We start from the raw sequence: 12251 nt of genomic DNA on the forward strand, positions 1-12251 counted from the left end.
CCATATCCCGTTTCATGCTTTTCATCGGCTGGCTAAACAGCCGTCTTATACTCGCCCTGCCCGATACGCCTTTTGGCGCAACTTAACAAAGCAAGTCTGGTCGGACTACTATTTATAGACGGGGCCAGGCCCCCTTGAACAGTCCCGTATCTTGCACCCGATTTCGAAAGTGGGAAACACCACCATGAACACCAGCCACGAACGCCGCCTTGCCCTGCAACAGAATCCCGAGATTTTGACGGGAATCTTGCGCGGCATCGAAAAAGAAGGACTGCGCGTCGATGCGCTGGGCCAATTGGCAAACACCCCCCACCCGCAAGCCATTGGGTCGGCCCTGACCAACGGCCATATCACGACCGACTACGCCGAGGCCCTGCTGGAGCTGATTACCGAGCCGCAAGCCCGGGTCGAGGACGTGCTGCAGGAGCTGACCGACATCCACACCTTTGTGGCTGGCAAGCTGGACCAGGAGATTATCTGGAACCAGTCCATGCCCGCATTGCTGCCCGCCGAAAAAGACATTGCCATTGCCTGGTACGGCAAGTCCAACACGGGCATGCTCAAGCATGTATACCGCCGTGGCCTGGCCGAACGTTATGGCAAGCCCATGCAATGTATTGCCGGCGTGCATTACAACTTTTCCCTGCCTGATGGCATCTGGCCCTTGTTGAATGTCTGTGGCGACAATCTGCAAGATCAGCGCTCCAATGGGTATTTGGCGTTGATCCGCAACTTCACGCGCTATTCCTGGCTACTGATGTACTTGTTGGGTGCCTCGCCCGTGCTGGATGCGAACTTCCTGCAAGGTCGCCGCAACAATCTGGACAAGATCGACGAGGACACCTTGACCATGCCCTGGGCAACCAGCTTGCGCATGAGCGATCTGGGCTATCACAACAAGGAAGCCCAGGCCGAGCTTCAGCTTTGCTACAACGACCTGGACACCTTTGTGATGCGCATGTATCACGCTGCCGTAACTCCTTGGCCGGATTACGAAAAACTGGGTACCCACCGCGATGGCGAGTGGATTCAACTCAACACCCATATCCTGCAGATTGAAAACGAGTACTACTCCAGCATTCGTCCCAAGCGCACCACCCAGCGCAGCGAGCGCCCGGCTACAGCCCTGGCCCAGCGCGGTGTGGAATACATCGAAGTTCGCTGTCTGGATATAGACCCTGAATCGCCTACTGGAATTTCCGAGCAAACCTGCCACTTCCTGGATACGTTCCTGCTGTTCTGTGCCGTGCAAGACAGCCCCTTCTTCCCGGACGGCGGCTACTGTCAGGACAGCAAGAACAATTTTGCAACCGTCGTGCGCGAAGGCCGTCGCCCCGGCTTGATGCTGACCAATCAGCAAAAAGAGAGCGTCAGCCTGCAAGACTGGGGCCACGAAATTCTGGAATCGCTGCTGCCTTACGCGCAAATGCTGGATCAGGCCCTGGATACCCAAGGTCACACAGAAGCTGTGCAAGCCCAAATCCGCAAACTGGAAAACCCGGAGCTGACACCGTCGGCTCAACTGCTGAGCCGTTTGCGCGAAACCGGCTTGAGCTTTCACGACTACGCCTTGCAACGCAGCCGCGAGCATCACCAGACCTTGCTGGCCCATCCATTACCTGCCGACAAGCAAGCCGCTTTCGAGCAACAGGCCAAAGAGTCTCTGCAAGCCCAGATTGATATCGAAGCACAGGATCAGGAGTCCTTTGAGGACTACGTCCATCGCTACGAACGCAATCTGATTCCGCCTGAAGTGGAAAACAGCTAAGCGTCACACAATTACAACAAGCCGCCGCCCCAGGGCGGCTTTTTTTTGACTGTTACCTGCAGGCTCATACAGCAGGAAGTTTCTCTTTCTCCCTTTTCTCAAAATGGCTTTTCCTCTATTTCGAATAATTATTGTTATGTTATAACATCTCGAAAATTAACAAACCGGAAGATGAGATGCGTTTCCAACCCCGTCCCCTGCCACTAGCCCTGGCTCTGCTTTTGTGCGCCTCGGCCCAAGCCAATGAAATTGAAGAAGCTGTCCCTGAACTGGCCCCTATCCGAATCTCTGCCAGCCCCCTGGCCTTGCGACAAACCGAGCTGGCCACCGCCAGCACGGTCCTGCAAGGCCCCAAACTGGATTTGCGCCGCAGCAGCACCTTGGGTGAATTGCTGGACGGTGAAGTCGGCATCCATGTAGACAGCTTTGGTAGCGGTGCCAGCCGCCCCGTCATTCGCGGCCAAACTGCACCCCGCGTTAAAGTCCTGAGCGATGGCGCAGAGGTCATGGACGCGTCGGCCATCTCGCCCGACCACACCATCACGGTCGATACCTGGCAAGCGGACCGCATCGAGGTGCTGCGCGGCCCATCGGCCCTGCTTTACGGAGGCGGTGCTATTGGTGGCGTGGTCAACGTGCTGGATCGCAAAATCCCCACAGCCATCCCCGAAAAAGGTTTTGAAGGCTCGGTACGTGCCCAGGGCTCCACGGCTGATCGTGGCAGAATCGGCGCAGTCGAGATGACAGCCGGCGAAGGCAATATCGCCTTGCACGTAGAAGGTGCCTCGCACCGTAGCCGCGACTATCGCGTCCCCAACTGGACCGATGGACGCGTCAAGGACTCCGACTCCAGCACGGACACAGGCAGCGTTGGCCTCTCCTTTATTGGGGACCGTGGCTATATAGGCGCGGCCTACTCCTACCGTGAAGGCAGCTACGGTCTGCCCGGTCACAGCCACGAATACGAGGACTGCCACCCGCACGGTGCCACTCTGCATTGCGGCGGACACAGTCACGATCACGGCCATGACCACGATCATGGCCACAGCCACGAACATGATCACGAACACTCGGCCACCGCTCACCTGCGTACTCAGCGTTTCGATATCCGTGGCGAACTGCGTGACCCTCTGCCCGGCTTCAAACGGGCTCGCCTGCGCGCTGGTGCGACCAACTACCAGCACGTTGAAAAAGATGGCGATATTGATGGCACCCGCTTCACCAATCGCGGTTACGACACGCGCCTGGAGCTGGAACACAACCCTTGGGGGCCGTTTGAAGGGGTCATCGGCCTGCAAACCAGCCAGTCTGATTTTGCGTCCCGCGACGGTACTGAAAACTTCATTCCGCCCACCCGTACTCGCAGCCAGGGCCTGTTCCTTCTGGAAAGCGTGAACTGGGACGACTGGCGTCTGGAACTGGGCGCTCGTCAGGAATGGCAAACCGTCACACCCGACTCGCAAACCCTGGAGCGCCGCAAAGGCACGGCCACCTCCTTCTCCTTGGGCACCGTCTGGGACTTTGCGCCTGAATACGCCGCCAGCCTGTCCGTGTCCCGCTCTCAACGTCTGCCCACGGCTCAGGAACTGTTTGCCAAAGGCGTGCACTTTGCCACGCTGAGCTATGAGCGTGGCGACCCAAACCTGGATCGTGAGACCAGCCATGCTGTCGACCTGGGGCTACAAAAACACCTGGGTGATCTGCGCTTTGATCTGCGTACCTTCTACACCCGTAGCTCGAACTACATTTATGGCCGCAGCCTGGACCGTCACGAAGACTTTCAGCTGATCCAATACAGCCAGGACAAGGCCCAATTCTGGGGCCTGGAAGCAGAAGCCTCTTACCCCGTCACATCCTGGGCCTCGGTCAGCGTGTATGGCGATCTGGTGCGCGGTAAACTGCAAGATCCTGGCCGCAACCTGCCCCGCATGCCCGCCGCCCGCCTGGGTATTCGCACGGATCTGAACTGGCAGAACTGGTCCGGCTTTGTCGGCTACACCCACACCTTTGCCCAGGACCGACTGGCTGAACATGAAGAGCGTTCGCCGTCTTACGGTTTGCTCAGCATGGGTTTAAGCTACCGCCTGCAGATGGATCAGAACACCTACACCCTGTACCTGAGAGGAAATAACTTGCTGAACAAGTTGGCTTACCGCCATACCTCCTTTATTGCCCGTCAGGCCCCGCTGATGGGACGCAACATCCTGGCCGGGATACAGGTGGAATTTTGAGCAAGACCGCCATACACACGGGTAGCCGCCTCTACCAGATCGTGGCCGACATGCAGGGCGAGCGCCCTTGGGGCAACTTTCTGGATGCCGGCACCGGCAAGGGTTCGCTGCGCTGGTTGCTGACGCTGGACACAGAATGCTGGACGGCCATTACCGCCTCTCCCAGCATGGCCGAACAAGTCACCCGTGAGCTGGGCGATCAAAAACGCCCCGAGGACCGTCTGCTGGTGGGCAACTGGAGTGACCCTGAATTTTTGCAGGGCGAACGCTTTGATACGGTTCTGGCCGATTATCTACTGGGTGCCATAGACGGCTTTGCCCCCTACACCCAGGACCAGTTGTTCAGCCGCCTGCGGCCGCTTACCGGCCAGCGTCTCTACATTATTGGTCTGGAGCCCTACGTGCCCTATAGCAGCACGGACCCGGCGGGCAAATTGATTGTGGAAATAGGCCGTTTGCGCGATGCCTGCCTGCTGCTGGCAGGCGAGCGCCCGTATCGCGAGTACCCGATGGACTGGGTTCTGCGCCATCTGCGGCAATCCGGCTATCGCTGTGTGGATGCGCAGCGCTTTGGCATTCGTTACGGCGATAGCTTTATCCACGGTCAACTGGATATGTGTGACGGGCGCTTGCGCCGTCTGAAGGACCGCAACCTGGCCATGGCCTTGTCCGAGCATGTCCAAGCCTTGCGCAAGCAAGCTCTAGCCTTGAACCAGACCTTGGGTGGTCTGCGTCATGGCCACGACTATGTGATTTGTGCCGAAGCTGTTTAAAAACCAGAAAGCTGCTCAGGAAAAAGCAAAAGGGGCCGAGGCCCCTTTTGTCTTGCATAGTCTACGATGGCAGCACATCTGGCTGTAGCGACGGCCGCAAGTTCAAGACTCCAGGCACTGCCTATACGCCTGATCGTTATCCCGGCCAAACTCCCAAGCGCAAGCTCGCCTGTCAACGCAGGCGAATACGCAATTTCGTCCCAGGCCAAATGATCAGGATCAATAATTAGCCCACTTCACCTGAACCGCGCATAAGGCCGTGTTTTGACAAACAACAGACACAAAAAAAGCAGCCTTTGGCTGCTTGCATCGCGACACTTTATAACTGGAAATTCAAGCCAGGTCTTGAAAAGCAGCCCTAAAGAGCCGTATAAACAAGAAGTTCTGGCGCGTCCGACAGGAATCGAACCTGTATCGAGGGCTTCGGAAACCCTAATTCTATCCATTGAACTACGGACGCCAAGCTCGCTATTGTAGCGCGAGTTTGGAGTTTTTTTCAGCATCTATCCGGCAATTATGAGTGCGCTAAATCAAGAGTCAGATACAAGAGCGACACACTCCGCTATAATCCATGGTTGCGCGATCTGGGTCGGTGGCTTGGTAGACACGTCCTTGCGCACACCCATTAGGTAGGCGCAAGCCTTTATTGGTGGCCTTTTAAGGCCCTCCCGTCATTTCTTGTACGAACTCGCAGGATCCGATAATGAGCAACACGGAACAAAAACCCGAAGAACACAACGAGGGTCACTCAGCCATGATCAAAACCCCTAAACAATTGCTTGTGACCGTGGCTCTGGCTTTCTTGGTGCCCATCGCGATTATTGTCATGCTGGTCAGCCTGGTTACCTCCACCATGGGTGCAGGTGCTGGCTCCGCCGCCCTTTCCCCTGAAGCCATTGCAGCCCGCATTCAGCCTGTTGCCGGTTTCAAACTGGTTGACGCCAATGCCGTCAAAGAACTGAAGACAGGTCAGCAAGTGTACGAAACCACCTGTACCGCCTGTCACGGCGCCGGTGTGGCCGGTGCGCCCAAATTTGGCGACAAGGGTGCCTGGGGCGAGCTGATCAATCTGGGTCAGGACGAACTGGTCAAGAACGCTATTCACGGTATCCGTGCCATGCCTGCCAAGGGTGGTAACCCTTCGCTGGACGATATCGAAGTAGCTCGTGCCGTTGCTTACATGGCTAACGCTGCTGGCGCTGACTTCAAGGAACCCGAAGCGCCTGCACCAGAAGGTGAAGAAGCCGACGCCAAGCCTGAAGCGACTGCTGCCGCCGACACCAAACCTGCTGAAGCGGCTGAGGCTCCTAAAGCCACGGAAACCGCTGCCGCTGCCGCTGACGACAGCAAGGTCGACCCAGCTGGTATCAAGCTGTACGACACCATCTGCTTTGCCTGTCACGCTGCCGGTGTAGCCGGTGCGCCCAAGTTTGGCGACCAAGCTGCCTGGAAGCCATATATCGAATCCGGTATGGACACTATGGTTCAAAAGGCCATCCACGGTGTAGGCGCCATGCCTCCACGCGGTGGCTCGCAAGCCTCTGACGACGAAATCCGTGCTGCCATTCAGCACATGGTCAACGCCGCCAAGTAAGGCTGCGACAAGGCTCTGGCACTGTACAGAGCCTGCGAATACAAAAAGCCCGATGAATATTTATCGGGCTTTTTCTTTGTCCAAGGCTGTTTGCAGATGACTGAGGCAGGAACTGCCCCCTACAATCGAACCCTCGGATCACTGCACTCCGCCGCCATCAAACAGTTGCGGGCACTTACCATGACACGCCTTCCTTCCCCTGCTCGCCTGGCCGTTACGGGCATCCTGTCAGCCCTGGCCGTTTTGATCTTGCCGTCGGCCCAGGCCTTCGCCAATGAGTCGGCAACGGCAGCCACTCGGAACACTGCACAGGCCACTAGCGTCCTGAATCGGAGTAGTCTGGACAAAGCCATGCACACGCTGCTGCAAGCCACCATGGACAGGGATCTGAAAACGATTCTGCAGTTTCAGTCACCACGAAAGATCCAGAAAATGTCACAAGCGATGGGCAAGGACTATACAGAGACCATTGCCGAACTGATCCGGCTGGGCCGCTCTATGGATGAGCATCAGCCCGTACAGATTCTGTCTGGCCACTACGACGTGAATACCGCACAGTTCGGTAAAACCAGCACTGGTCGCGACTACGCCGTACTGAACTACAGCCGTACCTTCAAGAAAGACGGCACAGCCTTTGAGCTTAGCTATCCCACATTGGCCAGCGTAGATGGCAAGACGATTTTCATCATCCCGCTCAGCGAGGATGCGCTGCTGCCAGAACTGATCGAGCTATATCCGGACCTGGCCTCGGTGAAAATACCTGCGGCGAAAACACAGAAGTGAATCCTGCTCTCCTTGGACCCTAAGCCCGGTCCCAGCATCCGTTTCTTTAGCACCTGATTTAGGCTGTCTTTTATATGTAGGCGGGATTCGCCATAGCCTTAGCACCAGGAGCTACCCGAACAACAACTCCTCCTGCAGCTCCCTTCTGACAATAAAAAAGCCTGAGTCCGGTGTCATCCCGGACTCAGGCCTACTCATAGCCTTGCTGGCTGATCCATCCCTAGAACACGCTTTAAAGCCTCATAAAGCGCCCAGGAGAGCAATCTGAGACGTCTTTTACTGCGCCTTGCACTGCGCCAAGGCCGTCAAGGACATGCCCAATTGCACACGGCGTTGCAACCAAGGGCTGGCGCGGTAACGCATATCGCCCGTGACCGCTTGCAGGGTGTTCAGCACATCCAGCAAATCCCGCGAGCCGACGGCATCACCCATGGACAGCGGGCCATTGTGCGGGTAACCCAGCCCCAGACGCACCGCAGCGTCGATGTCAGACGGTGTCGCAATCTGCTGCTGAGCGATATCGCTGGCGATGTTCACAATGGTAGCCACCAAACGCTGGGCCACAAAACCGGCAGAGTCTTCGATCACGCTAACCGCCGTACCATCGCTGGCCAGCATGGCCCAGGCTTGATCGCGCCATTCTGGTGTGGTCGCAGCCGAGCACATCAGCACGCGGCGGCGGCCTTTCTCCAAGCCGAACAAGGTATCCAGCGCCACAGTGCGAGCTGGGTCCAGGCCATGCAAAGACACCAAAGTCGCCACGTCTTCACCGTACGGCGTCAACAGAATCAGCGCATCGGCAGGTGGCTGGTCGCCTTCCACCACTTTCACGCCCAGTTCGCTCAGCAATTGCAGAGCGCGCGCCTGACCTTGTTCGTGGTAAGGCGAGACCCACACAGGAGCAAAGGAGGTGACAGCGGGAACAGCAGGCTCTTGAGGAACCTGTTTCTTGCCATCTTCATACTTGTAGAAGCCTTCGCCGTTCTTGCGACCAAACAATTTACCGGCGTGACGCACGGCGGTAATGGGCGAAGGACGGAAGCGCGGCTCGTCGTAGAACTGACGGTAAATGGATTCCATGACCGGATGGGACACATCCAGCGCGGTCAGATCCAGCAGTTCAAAGGGCCCCATGCGGAAACCGGCCTGCTCGCGCATGATGGCGTCGATCTGGTAGAAAGGCGCCACGCATTCCTGGGCGATTTTCAGGCCCTCGATGTTCATGCCACGACCGGCGTGGTTCACGATAAAGCCGGGCATATCCTTGGCGCGCACCGGCGTGTGGCCCATATCGCGCGACACTTGCATCAAGGCATCGCCCACTTCCGGAGAGGTGCGCAGACCGTCGATAACCTCGACCACTTTCATCAGCGGCACGGGGTTGAAGAAGTGATAGCCAGCCACACGCTCGGGGTGACGGCAGGCTTGGGCAATGGCAGTAATGGACAGCGAAGAGGTATTGGAGGCCAGCACGCAATCGGCCGACACAATCTCTTCCAGCTGTTGCAGCAAGCCTTGCTTGACGTCCAGACGCTCCACAATGGCTTCCACAACCAGATCGGCAGGGGCCAAGGCTTGCAGATCGCTGGCGGTTTGCAGACACGCTTTGGCCGCGTCCACCTGTTCCGCCGTCATGCGGCCTTTTTCTTGCAAACGACTCCAGACGGCGTGTACATCCGCCAAAGCAGCCTTGACCGAATCCGCATTCAGGTCATACAGCAAGACCTGCTTGCCAGCCTGGGCAGCAATCTGGGCAATGCCCCTTCCCATAGCACCTGCGCCAACAATAGCGATGGTTTGTATCTGTTTCATGATTCACAACCTGATCGAAAAGCAATAAAAATTAAGCCTGTGCAGCGGAGCCGGACATCAGGGCCTCGACCTTGTCGGGCGACAGCTCCAGCACTCGTGCCAGGACCTCGCGGGTGTGTTCTCCCAGACGCGGGGGCGCACTGCGATACTGCACCGGCGTGGCCGACAAACGTAAAGGACTGGCTACCGAAGGCACGCTCCCCCCCTGCCCGGTCGGCAAGTCCAGGCGCAAGCCGCGCGCCAGCACCTGCGGGTCCTGATAAACCTGTTCCATCGTATTGATGGGCCCGGCTGGAATACCCACGGCTTCCAGCGTCTGCAACCAGCTATCGCGCCTGCGGCTTCGCATGATCTGCGCCAGCATGGGCACCAACTCATCCCTGTGCATGACGCGTCCGGCATTGCGCGCAAAACGGGGATCATCCGCCCACTCGGGGTGACCCAGCTCCCGCGCAAAACTGCGAAACTGGGCATCGTTGCCCACCGCCACAATCAAATGCCCGTCACTGGCCTCAAAGACCTGATAGGGCACCAAATTCTGATGTGCATTACCGGGGCGCTGTGGCGCCTGTCCGGTACACAAGTAATTCATGTTCTGGTTGGCCATCATGGCCACCTGACAATCCAGCAGAGCAATATCCAGATGCTGACCCAGGCCACTACGGTGGCGCTCCACCACGGCTGCCAGCACAGCCACGGTGGCGTACATGCCTGTCATGACATCGGCCACAGCCACACCCGCTTTTTGCGGTTCACCACCTGGCTCACCTGTCAGGGACATCAAACCACCCAGCCCCTGGATCATGAAGTCATATCCTGGACGGCTTGCATAGGGGCCAGTCTGCCCAAATCCGGTAATCGAACAATAAATCAGGGCCGGGTTGATGGCTTGCAGGCTTTCATAGTCCAGTCCGTACTTTTTCAGGCCACCGACCTTGAAGTTTTCCACCAGAATATCGCAGCGACTGACCAGCTGACGCACCACCTCAGCACCTTGTGCAGTGCCTATATCCAGGATGATGGACTCTTTATTACGGTTGGCAGCCCCAAAATAGGCCGCATCTTCCGTGTCCGCCCTGTGACCATCCTGCAGATACGGCGGCCCCCAGCCTCGGGTGTCGTCCCCGGCACCGGGACGTTCGACCTTGATGACTTCTGCACCCAGATCAGCCAGGTTTTGAGTACACCAGGGCCCGGCCAGCACGCGCGTCAAGTCCAGAACACGCAATCCCGCCAAGGGCGCTTTTCGTTCAGTCGTGGTCATAGCAAACAAAAATCCTTCAAGTCGCTTATTGTGCACTACGTCTTCTTAGTCCGGTCTACGGACAGAAAAAAGTGCTCAAACCATGGTCATTTTCGAGGCCGGAGGAATTTGTGCAGCGCACCAAGCCGGGCGACGATAAACCGTCCTAGAATAGGTGACGATAGATTATCAGCGGCAGATCTTCCTTACAGGACCCCGCCCCTTCAAGAGGCAGGGCACTTCTTTCGATAACAGGAGACCGACCTTATGCCATCGGCATTAACGCAGCAGCTTTATCAATCTATGACCCTGCCTGTAATGGCAGCGCCCATGTTCATTGTTTCGAACCCCGCCCTGGTGATTGCACAATGCGCCAGCGGCATCATCGGTTCCGTCCCCGCCTTGAACGCCCGCCCCCAGGAAAAGCTCAAGGATTGGCTGGACGAAATCGACGACACCCTGGCCGAACTACGCGAGCGCCATCCCGAGCGCCGCATCGCCCCCTACGCCATCAACCACATCATCCACCAGTCCAACGACCGCCTGGAGCAGGATTTACGTGTGTGCGCCGACCACAAGGTGCCACTGGTGATTACCAGCCTGCGCGCCCCGCAAGACATCGTGCCGCATGTGCACGCCTGGGGTGGCAAAGTCTTCCACGACGTAACCACCTTGCGTCATGCTGAAAAAGCGCTGGAAGCGGGTGTGGATGGCCTGATCGTGGTGGCTGCAGGTGCTGGCGGCCACGCCGGTACCTTGAGCCCCTTTGTGCTGGTTAACGAAATCCGTCAGATTTTTGATGGCCCTATTGCCCTGTCCGGCGCCATGAGCCGGGGTCGCGACATTCTGGCGGCCCAAGCCATGGGGGCCGACATGGCCTACATCGGCACGCGCTTCATTGCCAGTACCGAAGCCAATGCCTCGGACGATTACAAAAATATGATCGTCAAGGGTCGTGCCGCCGATATCGTCTACACCCCGCTGTTTACCGGCATCCCCGGCAACTACCTGAAGGACAGCATCCGCGCTGCAGGCCTGGACCCGGACAAGCTGGACAGCGAAAAAAATGCCGACACCGCCTTCGGTTCGGGCATGAGCAAAGCCTGGCGCGACATCTGGGGCGCTGGTCAAGGCATTGGTGGCATTGACTCGGTGGAATCTACTGCCGACATCGTGGCCCGTTTGCATCGCGAATACCAGGAAGCCAAGGCAGCGCTGCTGGCCTCCCCCTTCGCCTGAACAGGAGCACGCCATGATACGGACTCATGACGCAGGCCATTGGCTGGAAGTCATTCTGGACCGCCCGGAACGACGCAATGCCTTGACAGGCCCCATGTACGAAGAGCTGGCCGACATCATCGACCAGGCCAATCAGAACCAGAAATATCGTGCCCTGATTCTGACCGGCGCGGGCGAGCATTTCTGTGCCGGCAACGACATCTCGGAGCTGTCCAATGTGCGCAATAGCGACATGCCGCCACCGATCAAATTCCTGCGCAGTCTGGTCCAGGCCGACATCCCACTGATCGTGGCCGTAGAAGGTCACGCGGTGGGTATTGGCGTAACCTTGCTGCTGCATGCGGACTTTGTGTACGCGGCCCGTGACGCGCGTTTGCGCATGCCCTTCACCGCACTGGGCCTGTGCCCGGAAGGCGCCTCCAGCCACCTGCTGGCGCAGTACGTGGGGCCACGCCGTGCCAACGAATGGCTGCTGCTGTCACAAGCCTTCAGTGCCGAGCAAGCCATGGAAGACGGCCTGCTCACTGAACTGACCGACCACGGCAATAGCCTGGAAGCCGCCCGTGCCTGCGCTCACGCGTTGTCCGAGCAGCCTCCCATTGCCTTACGCACCAGCAAGCGTCTGCTACGAGAACCCCAGCGCGAAGTTTTGCTGGAGGTTCTGGAACGCGAGCGCAAGCTGTTTTCCGAACTGCTGGAAGGCGAAGAAGCTCTGCAGATTCTGGGGCAAATGAGCCAGAACCGCAGCGGCAAATAGCGCTTGTGTGGACCTGATTTCTGCGCAAACCCGCATGTGCAGCGATCTTGC

9 protein-coding genes and 1 tRNA gene are annotated in these 12251 nt (G+C 57.9%); 7 read left to right on the forward strand and 3 right to left on the reverse strand.

What is annotated here, in order from left to right:
• The first annotated feature begins 184 nt into the window (after nucleotides 1-184).
• From gshA to N879_RS12405, 3 genes are all read left to right on the forward strand, one after another.
• A complete protein-coding gene (gshA, locus tag N879_RS12395) occupies nucleotides 185-1768 on the forward strand; it encodes a glutamate--cysteine ligase (RefSeq protein ID WP_009462670.1) in 1584 nt (527 codons plus the stop codon).
• 176 nt (nucleotides 1769-1944) lie between these two features.
• Nucleotides 1945-3999, forward strand: coding sequence for a TonB-dependent receptor domain-containing protein (locus N879_RS12400; protein WP_009462672.1), 2055 nt, complete (start codon nucleotides 1945-1947; stop codon nucleotides 3997-3999).
• Nucleotides 3996-4772, forward strand: coding sequence for a class I SAM-dependent methyltransferase (locus N879_RS12405; protein WP_009462674.1), 777 nt, complete (start codon nucleotides 3996-3998; stop codon nucleotides 4770-4772). The genes N879_RS12400 and N879_RS12405 overlap by 4 nt, the downstream gene beginning before the upstream one ends.
• Before the next feature lie 385 nt (nucleotides 4773-5157).
• Here the strand turns inward: N879_RS12405 and N879_RS12410 are convergent.
• A tRNA-Arg gene (locus N879_RS12410) sits at nucleotides 5158-5232 on the reverse strand.
• Between the two features lie 243 nt (nucleotides 5233-5475).
• Between N879_RS12410 and N879_RS12415 the strand changes: the two genes are divergently transcribed.
• Both N879_RS12415 and N879_RS12420 read left to right on the forward strand, forming a co-directional pair.
• Nucleotides 5476-6366, forward strand: coding sequence for a c-type cytochrome (locus tag N879_RS12415; RefSeq protein WP_009462676.1), 891 nt, complete (start codon nucleotides 5476-5478; stop codon nucleotides 6364-6366).
• Nucleotides 6367-6546: 180 nt separating this feature from the next.
• Complete coding sequence (locus N879_RS12420; RefSeq protein WP_009462678.1) at nucleotides 6547-7149, forward strand: hypothetical protein; 603 nt, start codon at nucleotides 6547-6549, stop codon at nucleotides 7147-7149.
• Nucleotides 7150-7425: 276 nt separating this feature from the next.
• Here the strand turns inward: N879_RS12420 and N879_RS12425 are convergent, their stop codons facing one another.
• Nucleotides 7426-8961 carry a 3-hydroxyacyl-CoA dehydrogenase gene (locus tag N879_RS12425; RefSeq protein WP_009462680.1) on the reverse strand — a complete coding sequence of 512 codons (1536 nt, stop codon included), beginning with the start codon at nucleotides 8959-8961 and terminating at the stop codon, nucleotides 7426-7428.
• Between the two features lie 31 nt (nucleotides 8962-8992).
• A complete protein-coding gene (locus N879_RS12430) occupies nucleotides 8993-10225 on the reverse strand; it encodes a CaiB/BaiF CoA transferase family protein (RefSeq protein WP_009462682.1) in 1233 nt (410 codons plus the stop codon).
• A 246-nt stretch (nucleotides 10226-10471) separates the two neighbouring features.
• On the opposite strand from N879_RS12430, the gene N879_RS12435 reads away from it, so the two are divergent.
• Nucleotides 10472-11443: an NAD(P)H-dependent flavin oxidoreductase gene (locus N879_RS12435; protein ID WP_009462684.1), complete on the forward strand. Its 972-nt coding sequence runs from the start codon at nucleotides 10472-10474 to the stop codon at nucleotides 11441-11443.
• Nucleotides 11444-11456: 13 nt separating this feature from the next.
• Nucleotides 11457-12200 (forward strand): enoyl-CoA hydratase/isomerase family protein, encoded by a 744-nt coding sequence (locus tag N879_RS12440; protein WP_021447056.1) that lies wholly within the window; start codon nucleotides 11457-11459, stop codon nucleotides 12198-12200.
• The last annotated feature ends 51 nt before the right edge of the window (nucleotides 12201-12251 follow it).

Origin of the sequence: Alcaligenes sp. EGD-AK7 (assembly GCF_000465875.3) — a bacterium.
Classification (GTDB): domain Bacteria; phylum Pseudomonadota; class Gammaproteobacteria; order Burkholderiales; family Burkholderiaceae_B; genus Alcaligenes; species Alcaligenes phenolicus.

What these genes read in the sequence shown, in the direction of transcription:
- gshA (WP_009462670.1), top strand. Translation starts at nt 185, where the DNA reads ATGAACACCAGCCACGAACGCCGCCTTGCCCTGCAACAGAATCCCGAG.
- N879_RS12400 (WP_009462672.1), top strand. Translation starts at nt 1,945, where the DNA reads ATGCGTTTCCAACCCCGTCCCCTGCCACTAGCCCTGGCTCTGCTTTTG.
- N879_RS12415 (WP_009462676.1), top strand. Translation starts at nt 5,476, where the DNA reads ATGAGCAACACGGAACAAAAACCCGAAGAACACAACGAGGGTCACTCA.
- N879_RS12420 (WP_009462678.1), top strand. Translation starts at nt 6,547, where the DNA reads ATGACACGCCTTCCTTCCCCTGCTCGCCTGGCCGTTACGGGCATCCTG.
- N879_RS12425 (WP_009462680.1), bottom strand. Translation starts at nt 8,961, where the DNA reads ATGAAACAGATACAAACCATCGCTATTGTTGGCGCAGGTGCTATGGGA.
- N879_RS12430 (WP_009462682.1), bottom strand. Translation starts at nt 10,225, where the DNA reads ATGACCACGACTGAACGAAAAGCGCCCTTGGCGGGATTGCGTGTTCTG.
- N879_RS12435 (WP_009462684.1), top strand. Translation starts at nt 10,472, where the DNA reads ATGCCATCGGCATTAACGCAGCAGCTTTATCAATCTATGACCCTGCCT.
- N879_RS12440 (WP_021447056.1), top strand. Translation starts at nt 11,457, where the DNA reads ATGATACGGACTCATGACGCAGGCCATTGGCTGGAAGTCATTCTGGAC.